This window comes from Runella sp. CRIBMP, assembly GCF_009905605.1.
Taxonomy (GTDB): domain Bacteria; phylum Bacteroidota; class Bacteroidia; order Cytophagales; family Spirosomataceae; genus Runella.
Genome location: NZ_JAAAKZ010000001.1, coordinates 467448 through 487294, shown reverse-complemented (window position 1 = coordinate 487294; position 19847 = coordinate 467448). Strand labels below are relative to the sequence as shown.

17 protein-coding genes and 1 pseudogene are annotated in these 19847 nt (G+C 44.7%); 6 read left to right on the top strand and 12 right to left on the bottom strand.

The window, feature by feature from the left end:
- Positions 1-7: 7 nt before the first annotated feature.
- Complete coding sequence (locus GVN20_RS02020; protein ID WP_166556725.1) at positions 8-1291, bottom strand: PAS domain-containing sensor histidine kinase; 1284 nt, start codon at positions 1289-1291, stop codon at positions 8-10.
- A gap of 32 nt (positions 1292-1323) precedes the next feature.
- On the opposite strand from GVN20_RS02020, the gene GVN20_RS02015 reads away from it, so the two are divergent.
- Entirely contained in the window at positions 1324-2007 is a 684-nt protein-coding gene (locus tag GVN20_RS02015; RefSeq protein ID WP_166556724.1) for a 2'-5' RNA ligase family protein, read from the top strand.
- Positions 2008-2016: 9 nt separating this feature from the next.
- Here GVN20_RS02015 and GVN20_RS02010 read toward each other — a convergent pair whose 3' ends face one another.
- The 7 genes and pseudogenes from GVN20_RS02010 to GVN20_RS01980 all read right to left on the bottom strand — a co-directional run bounded on the left by GVN20_RS02010 (position 2017) and on the right by GVN20_RS01980 (position 10429).
- Positions 2017-3459, bottom strand: coding sequence for a sigma-54 dependent transcriptional regulator (locus tag GVN20_RS02010; protein ID WP_166556723.1), 1443 nt, complete (start codon positions 3457-3459; stop codon positions 2017-2019).
- A gap of 2 nt (positions 3460-3461) precedes the next feature.
- On the bottom strand, positions 3462-4637 hold the full coding sequence (locus tag GVN20_RS02005; RefSeq protein WP_166556722.1) for an ABC transporter permease: 1176 nt from the start codon (positions 4635-4637) through the stop codon (positions 3462-3464).
- 6 nt (positions 4638-4643) lie between these two features.
- Positions 4644-5894 (bottom strand): ABC transporter permease, encoded by a 1251-nt coding sequence (locus GVN20_RS02000; protein ID WP_166556721.1) that lies wholly within the window; start codon positions 5892-5894, stop codon positions 4644-4646.
- Positions 5895-5896: 2 nt separating this feature from the next.
- On the bottom strand, positions 5897-6562 hold the full coding sequence (locus GVN20_RS01995; RefSeq protein ID WP_114067727.1) for an ABC transporter ATP-binding protein: 666 nt from the start codon (positions 6560-6562) through the stop codon (positions 5897-5899).
- A gap of 3 nt (positions 6563-6565) precedes the next feature.
- On the bottom strand, positions 6566-7963 hold the full coding sequence (locus GVN20_RS01990; protein ID WP_310586800.1) for a TolC family protein: 1398 nt from the start codon (positions 7961-7963) through the stop codon (positions 6566-6568).
- Between the two features lie 161 nt (positions 7964-8124).
- Positions 8125-9372 (bottom strand): efflux RND transporter periplasmic adaptor subunit, encoded by a 1248-nt coding sequence (locus GVN20_RS01985; protein WP_166556720.1) that lies wholly within the window; start codon positions 9370-9372, stop codon positions 8125-8127.
- Positions 9373-9529: 157 nt separating this feature from the next.
- Positions 9530-10429: pseudogene (locus GVN20_RS01980) on the bottom strand (Rpn family recombination-promoting nuclease/putative transposase).
- Between the two features lie 231 nt (positions 10430-10660).
- Here GVN20_RS01980 and GVN20_RS01975 point away from each other — a divergent pair.
- From GVN20_RS01975 to GVN20_RS01960, 4 genes are all read left to right on the top strand, one after another.
- Entirely contained in the window at positions 10661-11125 is a 465-nt protein-coding gene (locus GVN20_RS01975) for a (2Fe-2S)-binding protein (RefSeq protein ID WP_114070295.1), read from the top strand.
- A gap of 52 nt (positions 11126-11177) precedes the next feature.
- Positions 11178-13307, top strand: coding sequence for a molybdopterin cofactor-binding domain-containing protein (locus GVN20_RS01970; RefSeq protein WP_166556719.1), 2130 nt, complete (start codon positions 11178-11180; stop codon positions 13305-13307).
- Between the two features lie 142 nt (positions 13308-13449).
- Positions 13450-14844 (top strand): dihydrolipoyl dehydrogenase, encoded by a 1395-nt coding sequence (gene lpdA / locus GVN20_RS01965; RefSeq protein WP_166556718.1) that lies wholly within the window; start codon positions 13450-13452, stop codon positions 14842-14844.
- A 275-nt stretch (positions 14845-15119) separates the two neighbouring features.
- Entirely contained in the window at positions 15120-15893 is a 774-nt protein-coding gene (locus GVN20_RS01960) for a hypothetical protein (RefSeq protein WP_166556717.1), read from the top strand.
- Positions 15894-15895: 2 nt separating this feature from the next.
- Here the strand turns inward: GVN20_RS01960 and GVN20_RS01955 are convergent, their stop codons facing one another.
- Both GVN20_RS01955 and GVN20_RS01950 read right to left on the bottom strand, forming a co-directional pair.
- Positions 15896-16402, bottom strand: a complete 507-nt coding sequence (locus tag GVN20_RS01955) for a hypothetical protein (protein WP_166556716.1) — start codon at positions 16400-16402, stop codon at positions 15896-15898.
- Positions 16403-16476: 74 nt separating this feature from the next.
- Entirely contained in the window at positions 16477-17625 is a 1149-nt protein-coding gene (locus tag GVN20_RS01950; RefSeq protein WP_114461882.1) for a hypothetical protein, read from the bottom strand.
- A 473-nt stretch (positions 17626-18098) separates the two neighbouring features.
- Between GVN20_RS01950 and GVN20_RS01945 the strand changes: the two genes are divergently transcribed.
- On the top strand, positions 18099-18755 hold the full coding sequence (locus GVN20_RS01945; RefSeq protein ID WP_166556715.1) for a porin family protein: 657 nt from the start codon (positions 18099-18101) through the stop codon (positions 18753-18755).
- Between the two features lie 77 nt (positions 18756-18832).
- Here the strand turns inward: GVN20_RS01945 and GVN20_RS01940 are convergent, their stop codons facing one another.
- Together GVN20_RS01940 and mscL are read right to left on the bottom strand one after the other, a co-directional pair.
- Positions 18833-19228: a LytTR family DNA-binding domain-containing protein gene (locus GVN20_RS01940; RefSeq protein WP_166556714.1), complete on the bottom strand. Its 396-nt coding sequence runs from the start codon at positions 19226-19228 to the stop codon at positions 18833-18835.
- A gap of 257 nt (positions 19229-19485) precedes the next feature.
- Entirely contained in the window at positions 19486-19824 is a 339-nt protein-coding gene (mscL, locus tag GVN20_RS01935; RefSeq protein WP_166556713.1) for a large conductance mechanosensitive channel protein MscL, read from the bottom strand.
- Positions 19825-19847 lie beyond the last annotated feature (23 nt).

Genomic DNA, 19847 nt, shown 5'->3' with positions numbered 1-19847 from the left:
CCCCGCCTCAAAATCGCACCCGAAACACCGTCTTTCCTTCCTGCTCGGTGTGGAGCGAAAGCCCGAAACCATGATTGACCAGAATCTCCCGAATGAGCGTGAGACCGACCCCCTGCCCGTTGCGTTTGGTGGAAAAAAAAGGGCTAAACAACTGCTCTTCAATACCTTTTTGGATACCTTTCCCAGTATCTATGACTAGCAATTGAGGCGGCTGATGAGTTGTTTCGAACGTAATGGTCCCGTCATTTTCAATGGACTCAATTGCGTTTTTGATGATATTAATGAGTACTTGTTCCATCTGTGAAACGTCGGCCGCAATAATCACATCATTGTCACTGAAATTAAATTCAAACCGAATCTGTTGGCGTTTGGCCACCGACGACATCAGGCTTGCTGTTTTCATTACTAAATCCCTTATGTTCAGCGGCTCTTTGTGCGGAATGGGCAAGCGAACCACGTCAGCAAAACGTCGCATAAATTGGTTGAGGTTTTCGTTACGGTCACGGGCTACTTGCAGGGCTTCCGTTACGTCGGGTTGGTTTTGTTCCAACGAAATGGTCGTATCCAAAATCGAATTTACTGCCCCGACCGAGTTGTTGACTTCGTGCGCCATCATTCGGATTACCTTGCCGTAGGCGTTTTTTTCGGCCGCCAGAATTTCGGTTGTCAATTCCTCCAACATGATAAAATAACGAGGAAAACCCCGATCCATAAAATGCGCCTTTTGGCATTTATAGGTTTCCAACCCATTGAAATTTATCGTCCGTGACTCCCCCGTTTTTAAGTGACTCAAGGCCTGCAAAACAGGATGCTCAATCGACGACAGCGCGCGGTGCAGCACGGCGTCGGCCTGAATGCTCAGCATGGCCTGCGCTTTAGGATTGATGGCGGTGATATTTTCGTCAAAATCCATCATCAAAATACCCGTGGGGGAGGTGTGAATCAGTTTTTCAAGAAAAAAATGCTGTTCCTCTTGCCGGGTGCGCTCAGTACGCAACTGGTCAATCATCTGATTGTAAATTTCAATGAGCCGGTCCATTTCGTACTTTCCCGTTTTTAGAAATTTAACGTTAAAATCACGGTCTTTGATAGCTTCTACGCCCGTCATAAGCAGATTGAGCGGCTGAATCATTTCGTTGTACAATTGCCAAGCGATGAACAGCGAAAACAGAATAAACACCTCGGAAGCAATGAAAAAAAGTGGCTCTTTTTGGAAAATATACAACGACAATCCCACCGCCACCAAGTGAATAATGACAATGAAAGAAATGAATTTGGTGCTTAGTTTCATATATTTAGCCATGCGTTACAACACAAAACCCAATGGATTTAGAACAACATTATCATCAGTTATGGACACGTTCGGTTCAGCAGTTTGAGTCAGGGCATTATGAATATGACCCCATGATTGACGCGCCCGTGGATTCACGCCGGGGCATTACGTTATTGGCGCGCGCCCCGCTAAACGTCAGAATGACCATTGAAACCATGCTCAGTGACCTCAAAGCATCAGAACCTGAGCAATATTACTATCCAATTACGGATATTCATCTGACCGTTTTATCAATTATTTCATGTTACGAAAATTTTAGCCTTTCCCTCATTGATGCGACCCAGTACGTGGCATTGGTTCAGGAAGTGATAATTGCCCAAAAGTCGTTTAAAATACAGTTTAGGGGTATTACGGCTTCACCGAGTTGTTTACTTATCCAAGGTTTTCCGTTGGACAACGCATTGAAAAAAATACGCAATGGCCTGCGTCAACGCTTTCAGAACTCTGGGCTGCAACATTCCATCGATAAACGCTACGCCATTCAGACGGCCCATTCGACGGTGGTTCGTTTCAGAAAACCCTTTATACAGCCCGAGGCGTTTCTCCAAAAAGTAAAAACCTATCGAGAAGTAGATTTCGGGACGTTCGATGTCAACGAATTAGAGCTCGTTTTTAATGATTGGTATCAAAAAACGGGGATTACGGGCGTGCTTGCGAAGTATCCTTTAAAATAACGGAATCAGCTATTCCTCATCAAATGGAATACTGTACTTTTCTAACCGCCGGTACAACGCCGAGCGCGTTAGGCCTAGGGCTTTGGCTACGCGGGCCACTTTGCCCCGGTGAAATTCCATCGCACGCCGAATCATCTGGATTTCCATTTCTTCGAGCGTCATGCTGCCTACATCAGGAAGGGGGGATTTCGTAGATATGAGGTCGGAGGGGCGAGATTGCGGCTGATAATTCTGCTCAAAATCGGCCACTTCTAGTATGTCATTATTACTGACCAAAATCGTCCGTTCAACCAGGTTTTTGAGTTGGCGAATATTGCCTGGCAAGTTGAGTTGTTTAAGCCATTTTAGCGCCTCGCGGCTTACTTCCAAATGCGGGCGGCTGTATATACTGCGTAGGTTGTTGACAAAGAAATCGACCAACAGCGGAATGTCATCCGGACGCTGGCGCAAAGACGGCAACTGAATCGTAATGAGGTTGATGCGGTACAGCAAGTCCTCCCGAAACGTACCTTTCGCCACCATTTCTTCCAGATTTCGATTGGTAGCGCACACCACGCGCACATCCAGCGTTTTGGTCTTACTACTGCCCAATATTTCGAAGGTTCGGTCCTGCAACACACGCAGCAATTTCACCTGACTGCTCAAATCCAGTTCGCCGATTTCATCCAAGAAAATGGTGCCGCGATTGGCTAATTCAAAGCGACCCGTGCGGTCGTAGCGCGCATCCGTAAACGCCCCGCGAATGTGCCCAAACATCTCAGACTCAAACAAACTGGTTGAAATCCCGCCCAAATTAACCTTGACAAAGGGGCGCTTGGCGCGTTGGCTATTTTGGTGGATGGCTTCCGCAATCAGCTCCTTCCCCGTACCACTTTCACCCATAATCAATACGGAGGCATCCGTTGTGGCTATCCTACCAATGGTACCCAATATTTGCAACATGGATTCCGACTGCCCGATAATTTGCCCAAAATCGTACTGCCGGTCTAGTTGGCGACGACTGACCGACTGATTGGCCGCCCGTTGCCCTGAATTCACCTCTTTAGGTGCTTGGTCATTTGCCGCTAAATCTTTGCCTTTTGCCTCACGCAACGCCAATGCGGTACGGACCGACTGCATCAAATGCGTATTTTGCCACGGTTTACTGATAAAATCAGCCGCCCCGATTTTCATCCCTTTGACGGCCAAATCAATCGTAGCCCAACCTGTAATGAGAATCACGGGTACGTGTGCATCTTGTTGTCTGATTTGAGCGAGCAGATTCAAACCATCATTTCCAGAGGTGTCGTTAGAAAAATTCATGTCAAGCAACACCAATTCAATCACATTTTCAGTCAAATGAATGAGAGCTTCTTCGGGTGTTTGGGCCGTTGCCACGTCGAACTTCTCTTTGCGCATCAGCAGCGAAAGAGAAGTTCGAACGGCAATATCATCATCAACGATTAAAATCATACTTATTCTTCATGCAAAACGATCGCTGGCTGCATCACAGAAGCCTGACGACTCGGATAAAAAGCGCAAATGCTGACTAACACATAAACCGAAATGACGGCCATTAAAATTCCTAATAAATATACTCCTGCCTCTACATCAAACACATTCAGCAAGGGAAATTGAACCGCAAAAAAGACGCCTAAAATAAGCCCAAAAGTAGCAATAACTGCGGTTTCGCCAATAAAATGCCATAAGATAGCTCCCTGCGTAGCCCCCATGGCACGGCGTACGCCGATTTCTTGCTTGCGGCGGCTGATGGTTTGGAATAGCACCCCAAACAGTCCTAAGGCAACGTTGAACACCAAGAAACTGCACACAATCAATAAAATCAGGACGGGCACTAGCACAAGATTGTTGCGGTTGGATTTCATGTTGTTCATCTGCTGAATTTCGATTGACCAATCTTTGCCCAAGCGCGCCACTTCCTTCGAGATTTGGGCTTCCAATTCCGCCCCACTGCCTGCTTGTACCTTCATCACCATTGTATCATCCCATCGCTCAGAGGGCTGAAATATGCAGCTGGAAAGCTTCTGAAAGTCATCTTTGTGTTTAAAATAATCCACCACACCGACTACTTTCATTTTAGGGTCGTTTGCGCCTGCCCCCTCACCATTGCCCAACGTTTTCCCTATCGCACTTTCATTGCCAAACAGTTCTTCCTTCAAGTGACGCGTAATGACGATAGGACGATAATTGCCCGCTTTATCTGTCTCATTAAACCAACGCCCTTCAGAAATCTGCATATTCATCACCTTCGGAAAATCAGGCTCAACCCTCATGATTTCGCTCATCGTGGTCTTTTTGTTGTACTCCACATTGTTGTTCATAGAACTGAAGGTAAACGGAGCGTTAGAGCTGGTAAAAGCAAAGCTATGCACCGTCCGATAGCGCGTCAATTGCTGCCGAACCAATTCTTGGTATTCGGCTTTGATGGTGTCGTTGGGTGCATTAAAGTTAAAAAAAGCAACCCAAACATTGTCGGTTTCGAGACCCGAAGGCTGGGCGTAGTTTCGGTAGTTATAGATACCGAGCGTCCAGACCGCAAACAAAATAAGAAAGGAAAAGAATATTTCGAACATCATCAAAGAGTTCATCTTTTTCCGTTTCCAGATGAGCTTAAATAAGTGTTTTAACATGGCTTTTTAATTTTTAAGGGCTTCCACAACTTGTAATTTTGACATCCGCCAGGCAGGGTAAACCCCTGATAAAAGCCCAAACAGCAAGCTGACAAAAATGGCAACAGAAAAAACTTTCCAGTTGAAACTCAAATCAATATAGGCGATTAAGTTGCTGTTGTTTAGATAGTAAATAACTCCCAGCGACAGAAAAACCGCAATCACTCCGCCAATGAGCGTCAAAATAATATTCTCAATCACAAACTGCATCACCAAGGTTTTGGACGAAGCCCCGAAAGCCTTCCGAATGCCAATCTCCGAAGCCCGCTCCATGATACGGCTCATGTTGATGTTGACCAAGTTGATGGCGGGCAAAGACATGAATAACAAGGCGATTCCGAGCACAATGGTAAAAAAATACCCCACACCGTCGTCTTCACCATCGCCCTTAAACTGACGGGTAAAACTGGTAATGTAAGAATCGGCAGAAACATACAGTTTATCGGGCTTAAACCATTTATCGCCAGTGTCAGTCAATTTAATTTTTGAAGCTACAACGTTGAATTCGGTCTGTATTTTAGGGATATCCGAAGGCGTATTGGGGAGGATTATCGCGGCAAAGTTACCCCGTAATTCTACCTTTTTTAAATCAGCCTTGGAGGTATTGTACGGAAAATACAAATCCGATGAAACGTGAATCCGGGTAATGGGACAACCGCGTACTACCCCTATGATGCGGTAATTGACGTTGTCGATTTCAATCATTTTTCCCACCGCTGGCTGGCCTTTGCCCACGTATTCGTCGCGGACGTAATCGTTGATAACCACCACATAGTCGTTGTTGGCGATGTTTTGTTCGGTGTAATTTTTCCCTTCCAAAAAATCAAAGGAAGTAACCTCCCAAAAATTACTATCTGTGTACCGATAGCGGACATTCAGCTTATGGTTATTGAGGTAAATATTGATGGTACTTGGCATCGACACCGCGGCAATCTTAGCGGGTGTTTTGAGCGACCGAACGTAAGTATTGATGAACGAAAAGCTGATAGGGCCCGAGCTTTGGCCTTGGTTTTTGGTATCTTTCTCCTTTACATTCCAGATATACAAAGAGCGGTCGCGGTTGATTTCGGGATAGCCCGCCGCAATCAAGTGGTCAATAAAGGCCGTAGCCACCACCAAAATAGTGAGCGTCAAACTGATGCCGAACAGGCTGATAAACGTGAAAAACTTTCGACGTTGCAGCACGGCAAAGGTGATTTTGAGGTAGTTGAGCAGCATGATTAGGAAACTTGTGAACCGTCAAATAATCTAATTAAGCGATGCGTACGTTTGGCCATGTTTTCATCGTGGGTTACCATGATGATGGTGGCTTTGTCACGTTGATTGAGCGTAGTCAAGATGTCCATGATTTCGTTGCCCATGTTGCTGTCCAAATTGCCCGTAGGCTCATCGGCCAAAATAATCTGCGGCTGCCCCACAATGGCCCTTGCAATCGCCACCCGCTGTTTTTGTCCCCCCGAAAGTTGATTGGGATAATGCTTCATTCGGTTGCTGAGTCCTACTTTTTCGAGCGCTTCGCTCGCCAAGCGGCGGCGCTCGCTGCTCGAAACCTTGCGGTACAAAAGTGGCAACTCTACGTTATCCAATACTGGTAAATCATTAATCAGGTGAAAACTCTGAAAAATAAAGCCCAATGTTTGATTGCGAAAGTGCGCCAACTGACTGTCAGGCAACCCATTGGTGTGTTTTCCACCAATTTCTACTTTACCCTTCGACGGCTCATCCAATAGCCCGATGATGTTGAGCAACGTGCTTTTTCCGCAACCCGACGGGCCCATAATGGAAACAAATTCTCCTTTTTCAACGCTCAAATTGATGTTATTGAGCGCAACTGTTTCTACCGTGGCTGTCCGATAGACCTTTTCGATGTTCTTTAAATGTATCATGGTTTATTTCAATTTGCTTTCTGTTTCAAAATCATATAATGTCAATTGCCGCAGCTTGTAGTAAGCCCCCCAATAGTCGCGTAGGGCATAAATATAATCGCGTTTGGCTTGGTCTTTTTCGGTAAACGAAATACTTAAATCGGTGATGCTCAGATTGCCCAACACGTACCTATCTTGCGCAATTCGGTACTTTTCCGACGCAATACTATCAGCCTGAACGGTGAGTGAAAGTTGGTCGCGGAGCATTTCAAACAGCGTAACTTGGGTATAAATTTCCTGTTGAAAATTCTGTTTATCCTGCTCAACTGTGTACTGAGTTAGTTGGCGCTGGGCTTCGGCGGTTTTGGTACGGGATTTAGAACGCCCCCAGTCCAAAATCGGAATGTCCAATTGTAATTCTACCGTTTGTTGGTCTTGGGGTTTACGGTACAATTCGGGCACCGTAATACCACGGTTTGAAAAACCCAAGGTAGCGGTGAGGGTGGCATTGAGGCCATTATCGCCTTTGGCTTTTGCCACCGCCCGTTCGGCTTCCAGTGTTCTTCGGCCAAACGCAATCGCATCGGAACGGTTAGCAAACGCTTGCTCAATGGCCCTCTCGGACGAAAGCGTCAGCGCGGCGGGTTGAGTGGGTGTTTGTAACTCTATTTTTCCTTCTGCCTGTAGGCCAATGTAGGCTTTTAAGTTCAACGAAGCCACTTCCAAGTCACGTTTTGAGACACCTACCGCCTTTAGCGCTTTGAGCAATTCGAGTTGTAATTGCAGTATTTCGTTGCGCGTATTCTTACCCAATTCATACTTTTCATTGGCCACTTTCAGAATGTTTTGGGTATTGGTCAAATTGGTTTCGGCAATCTGTAAATTGACCTGCGCCAACAGCAAATCAAAGAATAACCCACTGGCCCGCAACGCAATCTGCTCCAATGATTCGATGTAAGTTTGTTGACTTTCGTTGAACTTAAGTGGCTCGATTTTCTTATCCCATTTAAACGAATTGAAACGCAGCAACGGCTGCAAATACCCAACAGCGAAGGGAGTCCCGTTGTAGAGGGTATTTTTTCGGTCAAAATCATCAAATCGCTGCAATTGTGAGGTGGCATAAATACTTCCACCCGTGGCGGCGATGCTCTGACTCAGCGAAAGATTTAGCGACGAATTGTTATTACGAATGGGCTGAAACTGAATCGTCCCGTCAGGCTGACGTACCTCAATAAACGACCGGCTAAACGCGGGCAGATTCCCGCTTAACGTTAATTGCGGCTTGTAGTTTGACAAGAAAGTGCGGTATTCCCAATACTTTGTTTCTTTGGTAGTAGACGCTTGACGCGCTGAAATAGATTGATTTTTGGCCATTTCTACCACTTCTGAAAGCGTTAACTGAGTCGTTTGGGCATGTGTCACTATTGACAAAAAGAAGAAAAAGACAAGTAATTGTACACCCAGACGACAGACCTCTTGTGCCTGTATTATTCGCCAGTGACGGGTTCTACATAAACATATTTTATTCATGGCTATTTCGTTCAAATGGGCAAGCGCAAGGCCTGCCTCTGCATAATGTGACCTTATTTTATCTCCAACTCCTTGATATTCTTATACTTGCTCATATCCGAGACGATTACACGTTCTCCAGCGCGAATACCCTCTTTTACTTCAACAAAGTCAAAATTAGCCAACCCGATTTTTACGGTTCTGCGCTCAGCTTTTCCGTCGGGACGAAGGACAAAGACATCTTGCACAGGTGTACCCGTAAAGCCTGCGCCGTTGGCCACTCGTACCACTTGGTTATGGGCATCTGTCACCGGATACACTTCTACTTTCATCTTCGGGCGCAGCAGTTTATTAGCTTTATCATCAAGTTGCACGTCAAAATTGACGATATTGTTCTGAACCGAAGGCAGGATATTCGTAAGTGTACCGCGCAATTGCGTATCGTTGATGCGTACTACCACAGGCATTCCAACCCGAATGAGGTCAGCATAATTATCAGATATAGAGCCAATTACTTTAAATCCACCCAAATCTGCCAACCGAGCCAACACTTCACCTTCGGCGACCTTTGAGCCAATGTTTTTGTTGACGTAAGTAAGCACTCCAGTGCGGTTGGCAATGATATTGGCTTGCTGGAGTTTGCGTTGGAGTTCTTGAAGGTCTTTTTCTTTGATTTGCGCGCCAATTTCAGACTCGCGAATGTCGGCCCGCATCGTTTGTTGTTTGATGCGAATATCGTTTTCAAGCTGTCGCTTTTCCAATTGTGCAATACGCAGATTTTGCTCGGCTTGGTCTATATTTTCGCGCGTGCCGCCACCTGCTTTAAACAATCGTTTGGCATTTTCAATATCGGCACGTAAACTATTGATTTTTAGAACCTTAATAGAGTCATTTATTTTTAAATCATAAAAGCTCTTCTCCAACTCCCAACGCAGTTTGACGATACCATTGCGTTTGAGTTCAAGCTCGTCTTTCATTTTTTCGAAATTCAACTGCGTGAACTCCTTATCCAACTCCAGAATCTTATCGCCGTTCTTGACAGAAGCCCCCGCATCAAGGTAGATTTGTTGGATAACCGCCGTAATCGGGCTCGTAATTACAGCTTCAAAATCAGGTTGAATCTCGCCCGAGGCCGTAAGTGTATTCTCAACATTTCCGATTTCGGCAGTTGCGAGTCGAAGGTCAATTTTGTTTACAGAATTGCTCAAGGAGGTGCGTAAACCCCACACAGCCCCCGCTACAACAAGGGCAAATACGCCAATCCAAAGCCAACGGCGGCGGGATTGTTCTTTTTGGTTTTCTTCGGGTATATCTCTGTCCATTTTTGAAAATAAATTGGCTGTATATACAAAATGGCATCCAAAGGCGTGCCACCAATCAACCAATTGATTATCAGAAACTTAATGTATTTATAAAAAACAAAAAGTGTTCGGTATCGAACACTTTGTTTGAAATTGGGAAAGGATAAAAAAGGCTATTCTATTCGTTTTTCAATTTTCCTAGTTCTTCGACGGCTAGCCCTGTCAAGCGAATAATAATATCCATCGGGATATTTTCGGCAATGGCATTACGAGCTATCTCAATCTTGCCTTCAATTTTACCTTTTTTCTTCCCTTCAATAAGCCTTATCATTCGCCCTCCCGTTTTGCCTTCGGCAATGGCCGTATTAATGACATTTTTCAAATCTCTGTAATATTTAAGCCTGGCTTCATAACTGTCGCGTTCGTCAGGGGTAAATTTGGCGATTTCGGCGGCCTCAAACAATCGAGCAAAAATCTTCTCCTACAATACTTTCGGACGATTGTCTAAATAAGGGAGATGTTTCAAAACATACAGCCATTTGTCATAGGTGGTTTTTAGCTCTTCCTCGGTTTTTGTAAAATGAGGCATTTCCAGATAAATAAAAGTCAATTTATCATAGAATACCCGGCAGTTTTGGTCTTTCAATTGCACTTCATGACGGACTTCTTTTTCATTACTATCTTCTGTAAATACAAAATCAAGAATGCCAACGGTGTATATTTCCGACAATTTAAAATCCCAATCACCCCGCTTTGCCTGTTCTTAATATTATATGGGAAAAGAAGAATAAAAAATGCTGCGGTCTTTAAAGTAGTTTTGCTTGGCCTTTTGCACTTCTACAATGAAACGTTAGCCGTTTGTGCCTACACAATACAAATCAAAAATGGCCTTTCGATCAATTTCCGTATTCCCAATTTGTTCATTCTTTGCTTAAGACAATTCCGCAATTTTATGACGGTTAGGCAGCACCACCTGGTTTAAAAAATCAATCAATAAATCTTTGTTGAGCTCTGTGCCAAACAATTTTTTAAAGCCAAAATCCGTAAATGGATTAACATATTTCTCTTTAATAATCACATGGTTATGCAGTTTTGAAACAAATTTACGAATTTTAAGTAAATGCCACTTTTAAAATTCTTAGTAAGTAACAATCCTCCAAATGTGCCTATATTTACTCAATAGGCAATTCAATTACAGTTTCGTCGTCACCAGTAGGCCGTTCGTCGATAAGGGGACGGTTAAAGGTTTGCAAAACCTAACTTTTATATTCAATTTTATGTTATATACCAAAATTTAACCTTTTCAAACATGGCATTATTTAACCTGAAAATCAACGGAAAAACGTACAAAGCCGACGTTGATGCCAATACGCCTCTGCTCTGGGTATTGCGCGACCACCTCGATTTAGTAGGTACCAAATACGGCTGCGGAATGGCAATGTGCGGTGCCTGTACCGTACACGTAAACGGCGAGGCTACCCGCTCATGCGTGGTGCCTGTATCCAACGTATCTAATGCAACCATTACGACGGTAGAGGGGCTATCCGAAACCGGAACCCACCCAGTGCAGGAAGCGTGGGATGAAGTAGACGTGCCTCAGTGCGGCTACTGTCAGGCAGGCCAAATGATGACAGCATCGGCATTGCTCGCCAAAAATGCCAACCCTTCCGACAAAGAAATTGAGGAAGCGATGGTGGGTAACATCTGCCGTTGTGGTACGTACCACCGGATTCACGATGCGGTGAAGCTGGCAGCCGCCAAAATGAAAAAATAATTCCTTTCCTGAACCATTCTAACCACGGGCGAGTCCGTCCGTACCACATAGCATGAGCACTAATCAATCCAGAAGAGATTTCTTCAAAACATCTGCCACCGCGGCTGGTGGCTTAGTACTCGGATTTGGCTGGTTTTCGTCGGAGGCCTTTGAGCCTGGCGTATTGACCAAAGCCGCCGCCGATACCATCGACTTTAACGCTTATCTGGCCATCGCGCCTTCGGGCATCATTACTATATATTCGCCCAATCCCGAAATCGGACAAGGCATCAAAACGGCTTTTCCAATCATTGTGGCCGAAGAATTGGACGCCGATTGGAGCAAAGTAAAGGTAGAGCAGTCGCCGTTGGATACCAAAAAATTTGAACGTCAACTCACCGGAGGAAGCGGCGCTATCCGCCACTCATGGGAACGCCTACGCAAAGCCGGAGCAACTGCCCGCGTCATGTTGATGGAAGCAGCCGCCAAAAAATGGAGTGTCCCCCTCAGCGAGTGTAGCACCAGCAAAGGCTTCGTAATGCACAGCTCAGGCAAAAAACTAAGCTACGGCGAGTTGGCAACGGATGCTGCCCAAATTACGCCTCCCACCACGGTAAAGCTCAAAGATAAAAGCAACTTCACCTTGATTGGGACTTCCGTAAAAGGCGTTGATAGTAAAGCCATTCTGACGGGAAAGAACCTGTTTGGCATTGACTACAAGCGCGAAGGTATGCTCAACGCCATGATTCAACGCCCACCCGCTTTTGGCCTCAAATTGAAATCATTTGACGCTACCGAGGCCAAGAAAATGCCTGGTATCACAGATGTAGTTTCCTTTGGCAATAAAGTAGCCATCGTCGGGAAAACCACTTGGGAAGTGATGCAGGCCCGCAAAGCCGTGAAAATTGAGTGGGAAAAAGAAAAAGACCTCGAAAGCTCCGCCGACCACGACCGCATTTTCAAAGAAATGCTCAACAGCACCACTGCCACCGTTCACCGCAAAGACGGCGACATAGAAGCGGCTTTCAAAAATGCCTACAAGGTTATTGAAGCCGAATATCAATGCCCATTCTTGCCGCATAGCCCGATGGAGCCGATGAACTTTTTTGCCCATTTCAAAGGCGATAGTATCGAGATGGCTGGCCCCAGCCAGACGCCCCAAAATGCGCAAAACCAAATTGCGAAAATGTTCAACATCGCTCCCGAAAAAGTTACCATAGAACTGACTCGTATGGGTGGAGGATTTGGACGCCGTCTCAACACCGACTACGCCGTAGAAGCTGCTGAGCTATCGAGCATCATCAAAGCACCCGTAAAAGTAACTTGGTCACGCGAGGATGACACTGCTGGGGGAATTTACCGCCCTGCCGTGCGTTATCGCTTCAAAGCGTCTATCGACAAAGCGGGCAATATCACTGGCTATATGCTCCACGGTGCTGGAATGAACGCTGGAAACGCCACCCGCCCCGACAACTTTCCAGTAGGTGCTATTGAAAATACACTAATTCAATCCAACGACCACAAGTCGCCCATTACTACTGGCCCTTGGCGGGCACCGATTACCAACTTTTTGGCCTATGCCGAGCAGGCGTTTTTGGATGAAGTAGCCATGGCGGGCGGCAAAGACCCCATTCAGTTACGGATGGAGTTGTTGGAAAAAGCACAGAAAAGCCCCGTCGGAAAACTCACTTACGAGCCCGAACGTTTCCGGGAGGTCATTAAGTTAGCGGCTGATAAAGCGGGTTGGGGCAAGAAGAAAAAAGGAGTTTACCAAGGTTTTAGCGTGTACTTCTCACACGCTTCTTACGTGGCCCAAATTGCCGAAATGGCCAATGTTAAAGGAAAACCCGTTTTGAAAAAGGTATACGCAGCCGTTGATTGCGGCATCGTCATCAACGAAAGCAGCGCCCAAAACCAAGTCTACGGCGCTATCGTGGATGGGCTTGGCCATGCCATGTACGGAAACCTTACTTTCAAAGACGGCGCACCTCAGCAGGATAATTTCAACAAATACCGCCTGATTCGCTACAACGAAGTTCCTGACATTGAAGTACATTTTGTCAAAAATGGCATCGACCCTACTGGCCTTGGAGAACCTGCATTGCCTCCAACGGGCGGAGCCATTGCCAATGCTATTTTCAAAACAACGGGCAAGCGACTCTACAATCAGCCTTTTTCTGAACAAGGAGCTACATTGGGTTAATAGACAGCGAAGGAAGACTATTGTCAAACCAACTTTTCCGTCTATTTTTGTGACGCCAATACGGTAACGTCGGCAAGGATTGGGTTTCCCACTCAAAACCTTGCCGGCGTTTTGAAATTCACTACTCAATACACATAAATAAATGGCTTCACAGTACGATTTGATAATTATTGGCAGCGGGCCCGGTGGCTACGTAGCTGCCATCCGCGCTTCCCAATTGGGATTAAAAACCGCTATTGTAGAAAAAGAAAGCCTTGGAGGTATTTGCCTTAACTGGGGCTGTATCCCTACCAAAGCGTTATTGAAAAGCGCTCAGGTATTTCAATACATCAACCACGCCAAAGATTATGGTATCACGGTTGGCAATGCTGAAGCTGATTTCGGCGCGGTTATTAAGCGTAGCCGCGACGTAGCCAATGGCATGAGCAAAGGCGTAAACTTTCTGATGAAGAAAAACAAAATCGACATCATCGAAGGCGCAGGCCGCGTAAAACCCGGCAAAAAAGTAGAAGTTGAAAAAGACGGTAAAAAAACCGAATACACGGCCACGAGCATCATCATTGCCACAGGAGGCCGCGCTCGTCAGCTCCCCAACGTTCCTATCGACGGTCAGAAAGTAATTGAGTACCGCAAAGCAATGTCGTTGGAAAAACAACCTAAGTCATTGCTCGTCATTGGTTCTGGAGCAATCGGCGTTGAGTTTGCGTATGTATACGCCAGCATGGGCACCAAAGTAACGATTGTGGAGTTTATGCCTAACGTGGTTCCCGTAGAAGACGAAGACGTCTCAAAAGAACTGGCCAAACAATACAAAAAAATGGGTATCGACATCCACCTTAATTCAAGCGTGGAAAAAGTCGATACAAGCGGTGCAGGTTGTGTGTCGACCGTCAAAACCCCTTCTGGTGAAATCAAAATCGAAACCGACATTGTACTTTCGGCGGCTGGTGTGGTAGCCAACATCGAAAACATCGGTTTGGAAGAAACGGGTATCAAAGTTGAAAAAGGAAAAATTACAACTGATGATTTTTACCAAACCAATGTTCCAGGATATTACGCCATCGGTGATGTGACCAAAGGACAAGCCTTAGCCCACGTAGCCTCGGCCGAAGGAATTATCTGCGTTGAAAAAATCGCGGGTCAGCCGCACGTACATCCGCTCAATTACAACAATATCCCTGGCTGTACGTATTGTACCCCCGAAATTGCTTCGGTAGGCTATACCGAAAAAGCCGCCAAAGAAGCCGGATACGAGATTAAAGTAGGTAAATTCCCCTTCTCCGCATCAGGAAAAGCCAAAGCCGCTGGTACGCCAGAAGGTTTTGTAAAAGTGATTTTTGACGCCAAATACGGCGAATGGCTCGGTGCGCACATGATTGGCACCAACGTCACCGAAATGATTGCCGAAGTAGTTGTTGCCCGTAATTTGGAAACCACTGGCCACGAAATCGTGAAGTCGGTTCACCCACACCCTACCATGTCGGAAGCGATTATGGAAGCGGCCGCCGCTGCTTACGGTGAGGTGATTCACCTATAAAATTTTTAGTAAAATAGTTGCAGGCCCGTATCCGTCAATCACTGATACGGGCCTTTTTTTAAAGGCCCCGCTGGAAATACCCAGTTTTCCCCAAAAACATCGCTCGGTATACTATTTTCAGGACTGGCATACATTTTTACCAAAGTTAAAAAGTTCATTTCTACTGATTCAACCCATTTAATTGCTTTTCGTCACAATAGACAAGCCTTTTATCCGTTTTGGATTGCGTATTTATTTATCAAATGCCATCTTCGCGTCAAATCTCACTCAATGCCATGATTCGCATTCTCAATTATAGTATAATTATCACCGTTTGTTGCCTCTTAGTTTCCTGTTTTTCTGAAGAGAAAAAAGCCGCCGTTACTACTGGGCCGGTTTACACCTTGGTTTTTATGGACAAAACCCAGAGTGTCAATATCAATAAAGCGTTTGTCGCCCAGAAATATCAGCAAATATTAAGTGATTTGATTGAGCAAAACATCCGTCAAAAAGGCGACAAATTGGAAGTGTATTTTATTCATGAAAATACCCAAAAAGCACGTGCTTTATCACTTACCTGCCGTACCGAAGTAGAAGATATCAGTCACATGAACGCGACCGACCGCGAAGCGGCTCAAACCACCGCCGACCTCACCCTCCAGCGCGAACGTATGATATTTCTACGGCAGTTAATGGCCAAGTTAGGTATCCAAAACGTGGGAAATTCTCAGCGCCAAACCGATATTTGGGCGAGCCTGCCCGTTATCAACAAAGCCACCGAAACGGGTGCTGAAGTAAAAGTATACTATCTAAGCGACATGATCGAGAGCATGAAAGGCGCCAATCGCCGCGACTTTCATTCAACACCTCCTCAAGACAATAGCCAAGCTGAAAGTTGGGCCAAAACTGATGCCAAAGCCATGCAGCAATACGCCCTAAACGCGGCCGAAATCAAGATTGCATTACCTTTTGAGCCTACAAGTAGCACCAAAGAAAATAACCCTACCGTAACCCATTATTGGAGTACTTTATTGCAGGAGCTGGGCGCCGGTACGGTGGATGAATTGTAACTTCAGTTAAATAATTTTCGCCATCCCCACAAAAGGAGTACGAGTAAAACGGCAAAAATCACCAGTACGTATTCAAATTTGAGGTAAGAGAAGACCACAATACGCGTACGGTCTACAATCCACATCAGGGAGATAACGGCAAAAATCATCAGTACCAACCCGCTTAATTTCTGAAATCCAGGAATATAATCAAACGAAATGACATTCCGACGAATCAGCCAAAGCGTCAGCAACATGGCAAAAAAGGGAAGAATCTGCGTATAAATATTAAAATCAAAAATGCTCCGCCGTTCAAACAAAAAAAGGTAAACATTGAGCGCTACAGCAAAAATACCCGGTATACAAGCCAAATAAATTAAGAAAGCGTAGAAGTAATTCCAAGGTGACAGATGCCCTTCATTTTTGCCCAGTAGATTTGCCAAAAGGGCCATCAAAGGCAGCAAGGCGAAGTAAATAAGCACCCAGTCGGGCCGTTCACCTACACGATCAAAGAATTGTTGTAATGTCATGGTTTAGGAGTCATGAGATAGAAACGAGGAGCGAATTTCATTCTCAGAATTCGCCCCTCAATGCTCACTTCTAATTAAAAAATATCCGTAATTCCACCGCCCGCATTTTTTTGATCCGGGGTAAGTTTATAATTGGGGTTAGAGACGCGATTGGGGTCGCTCACTTCAAATTCTCCTCCTTTGATTTGATTCGCAAAAGTTTCAAGACGAGCATAAGCGCGCTCATCGTTTGGATTGAAATCTTTGACGATGCTGTCCAAATCGCGGATATTGGCTTGGGTATTGGCAATATCGCTGGCAATTTGTCCCGAAATCACTTCCAGCGCATAATCCAACTGCCAATCCTGATTTTGTCCGAGTACCTTACGAGCACGAGTAGTGGCGTTGTTGGCGGCGGCCATCGCCCGTGATTCTGTTTTCAATAAGTTAATACTGGTGGCAAAGTCTTTGAGTTTCTCGTCAAACGCATGACCATACCCCACCAATTTACGGTCAAGTTTTGCAAACACGTTGGCCCGTGAGCCAAAGGTATCGACCAATCTCCGATAAGTTTCAGCTTCAGAAACGGACCGGTTGCCATCGCCAATCGCCGCATTTAGTTTTCCCTCCAACTCCACAAAATCGTCGGTTTCACGCGCAGCATCACCGCCTTTTTCGAGCATTTTATCCAATTTTGCTTTCAGCACCTTAGCTTCTTCTTGGCAGTAAACAACCTTCTGACTGGCATCTTTGGCCAATTTTTCTGCCTTTACTGCTTCTTGCTTCATTTGAATTTTACAAGCGTTTATTTCTGCTTTGACAGTCTCAAACTCTCGACGAGAATCTTTCATTTTGCCGAGCTGGTCATCCAATTCGGCAAATGGGTCAATTCTGATGAGAAGCTTGTGTAAACTGCGAACAATACGACGGAAGACTTTGAAAATGAGCGGCGAGAGCATAAAACCTAAAAGGACTGCGCCCACCACAACCATGGCTTCAATCATTTTGAAACCCAACGTAATGACCCCCACCAACAACGAAGTAATCAGTGGCAACAACACCGTGATAAAGCCATAGCCCACGGCAAGTATCAGCACCAGTCCTACCAACCACGCAATGGATTTTTCGCCTTTTTTCCAATTGGCCATATTTTCAGGAAGGACTTTCAATTTATTTTCGCCGCCTTCCAAATGTTTCAGAATCGGCAAATCAGAGAGTTTGGTTAGAGCTTGGTTATTTTCCATGAGCGAAAAAGTGGTTTTGATGCGTTCAAAAATAGTTATTTAAGTTTGAAATCTCCGTCGTCGGTATCCTAAACTTACTCAAAGTGAGAAAGTGATGAATGGTTAATGATTGTTAACAATGATTTATTGATTACAAAGATGAAAACGGTAACTTAGGTGCAAGTTAAAGAAATCCTTTCAGTCAAAAGCGAAGCAGTTAGTTAACGGCCTATAACGCGACAGTAGGTTGAAAATCAAGTTTCTACATGGGTAGGATTGCTTTCGGAGATTTAATACACCAAAGGTATAGCGTTCTCTGAAATCGTTTTAGGGTATTGGTATGAATGGTTGCGTAGCTTTAAGAAGTGTAAATTTTAATTAAGATTGGCGGAATTTCCCAAATTAAAAAAAAACTGAAACAATCTCCCACCCGCCACAGGCGTTAATCCGTCATTACCATGTTTTTATTTCATAATTAACTCTCTCTTACAACCATGAAAAAAATATTTTTTGCGCTGGCCTTTTTGGTGGCATTTCAGGCAACGGCCCAGTTTAATCGCAAATTGATTTTTATCGGTGTCAGGGGTGGTGCAAATTTTTCTCGGCTAGAGACCCAAGACCTTAGCATAAAACGGCCGGGCGCATCAACCCTTGATTTTTTCAAAACCAATTCTACCAACAGAACAGGCTACGTAGTGGGTGCCTATGCGCGCATCGGACGGAAATTATTTATTCAGCCCGAAGTTCTTTTATCCTCTAAAGGGGGGACATTCGAAATATTCAAGGACGGCAGCACTACGCCTGTCAATGTAGATGTCAAGTTCAGTCAGATTGATATTCCTGTTTTAATCGGGCTTAAACTCGGCCCTCTGCGGTTTAATGCGGGCCCGATGGCATCACTTAACATCGCACAGGGAAGTCAGCTTGGCGATGCCCTCAAAGTATATACGAATCAAAATGTTAACAAGACCATTGAGCAAGCTACCTTCGGTTTTCAGGCAGGTGTGGGATTAGACATCCGCTCTTTCAACATTGACCTTCGCTACGAAAGTGGTTTATCTAATATTTCCCAACTAAACCTGCAAAACAACGCACAGTTTAACAGCAAAGTCTCTCTTTGGCAATTAACGGCTGGTTTTGTGTTATTCTAGTGCCTAGAATAAACAAGCCGCTCCGATGTCGGAGCGGCTGTATGACCAATTAACCCACTAAAATATAATATTTTTGACTAAGCGCACTTGACAATTGGCGTAAGCACTTCACATACTTCACGGATACGACGACGTGAGATGGCTATTTCTCTTCCTCCGCGTAATTTTAGTGAACGCTCATACTCACAAAATTCCTGCAGATACTTCAAATTGATTATCCACGATTTGTGTACCCGCAAAAACACCTGATCATCCAAAATCGCCGCGTAGCTTTTAAGTGTTTTCGAAACTAAGTATCTTTTGCCATCATTAGTATATAAAAATGTATAATTACCGCATCCTTCCATGCACATCAATTGATCGGTTTGAATTACTACCTGATGGTTTCCGTTAGGAATAATAATGCTGTGTATCGCCGGAGAGCTAACCGTCTTTGTAGAAAGATAACTGTTTAATAAAGGTTGAGTATTCATGATCGTGTTGATTTTATGATTAAGGAGTTGTAGGGACGTCGAATTGACAAAACAAACTTACTACAAAAAAAACCGTCACAAAAACACGTAGAAATACGCACAAAGTTATAAAGAATTGATAAACAGAAACTTACAGACAAGGCAAATGAACTAAATCAGTACTACCACTTGATAAAACACGTAGAAATACGTATAGCAAAAAGCCCCTTACACTATGGTATGTAAGGGGCTTTTTATGAATATAAATAAATATAATACTATTCTTTGGGTGCCTGAGAATTAGATAACTTAGCTTTATTAGCCGCTTTGACAATCAGAAAAATCACCCACATCGTTATTAGGAACTGAATGACTACGTTTAAGAATCCTCCGTAGCGAATGGCTACTTCGGCCGCTTCTGTGGCAGGATCGGCCGCTTTCAGAACTATTTTGAGTGCTGAAAAATCAACCCCACCAATAGCAATACCCAACACGGGATTAATAATATCATCCATAAAGGCTGTAACTACTTTCCCAAAAGCAGCACCAATCAGTACTCCAACCGCTAGGTCAAGAACATTGCCTTGTGCAATAAATGTTTTAAATTCTTTAAGCATAACAATACAGTTTTGAGGTTTAA

Bases quoted from the DNA above. Each gene is read 5' to 3' on its own strand.
- GVN20_RS02020 (WP_166556725.1), bottom strand. From the start codon at position 1,291: ATGAAACTAAGCACCAAATTCATTTCTTTCATTGTCATTATTCACTTG.
- GVN20_RS02015 (WP_166556724.1), top strand. From the start codon at position 1,324: ATGGATTTAGAACAACATTATCATCAGTTATGGACACGTTCGGTTCAG.
- GVN20_RS02010 (WP_166556723.1), bottom strand. From the start codon at position 3,459: ATGATTTTAATCGTTGATGATGATATTGCCGTTCGAACTTCTCTTTCG.
- GVN20_RS02005 (WP_166556722.1), bottom strand. From the start codon at position 4,637: ATGTTAAAACACTTATTTAAGCTCATCTGGAAACGGAAAAAGATGAAC.
- GVN20_RS02000 (WP_166556721.1), bottom strand. From the start codon at position 5,894: ATGCTGCTCAACTACCTCAAAATCACCTTTGCCGTGCTGCAACGTCGA.
- GVN20_RS01995 (WP_114067727.1), bottom strand. From the start codon at position 6,562: ATGATACATTTAAAGAACATCGAAAAGGTCTATCGGACAGCCACGGTA.
- GVN20_RS01985 (WP_166556720.1), bottom strand. From the start codon at position 9,372: ATGGACAGAGATATACCCGAAGAAAACCAAAAAGAACAATCCCGCCGC.
- GVN20_RS01975 (WP_114070295.1), top strand. From the start codon at position 10,661: ATGGCATTATTTAACCTGAAAATCAACGGAAAAACGTACAAAGCCGAC.
- GVN20_RS01970 (WP_166556719.1), top strand. From the start codon at position 11,178: ATGAGCACTAATCAATCCAGAAGAGATTTCTTCAAAACATCTGCCACC.
- lpdA (WP_166556718.1), top strand. From the start codon at position 13,450: ATGGCTTCACAGTACGATTTGATAATTATTGGCAGCGGGCCCGGTGGC.
- GVN20_RS01960 (WP_166556717.1), top strand. From the start codon at position 15,120: ATGATTCGCATTCTCAATTATAGTATAATTATCACCGTTTGTTGCCTC.
- GVN20_RS01955 (WP_166556716.1), bottom strand. From the start codon at position 16,402: ATGACATTACAACAATTCTTTGATCGTGTAGGTGAACGGCCCGACTGG.
- GVN20_RS01950 (WP_114461882.1), bottom strand. From the start codon at position 17,625: ATGGAAAATAACCAAGCTCTAACCAAACTCTCTGATTTGCCGATTCTG.
- GVN20_RS01945 (WP_166556715.1), top strand. From the start codon at position 18,099: ATGAAAAAAATATTTTTTGCGCTGGCCTTTTTGGTGGCATTTCAGGCA.
- GVN20_RS01940 (WP_166556714.1), bottom strand. From the start codon at position 19,228: ATGAATACTCAACCTTTATTAAACAGTTATCTTTCTACAAAGACGGTT.
- mscL (WP_166556713.1), bottom strand. From the start codon at position 19,824: ATGCTTAAAGAATTTAAAACATTTATTGCACAAGGCAATGTTCTTGAC.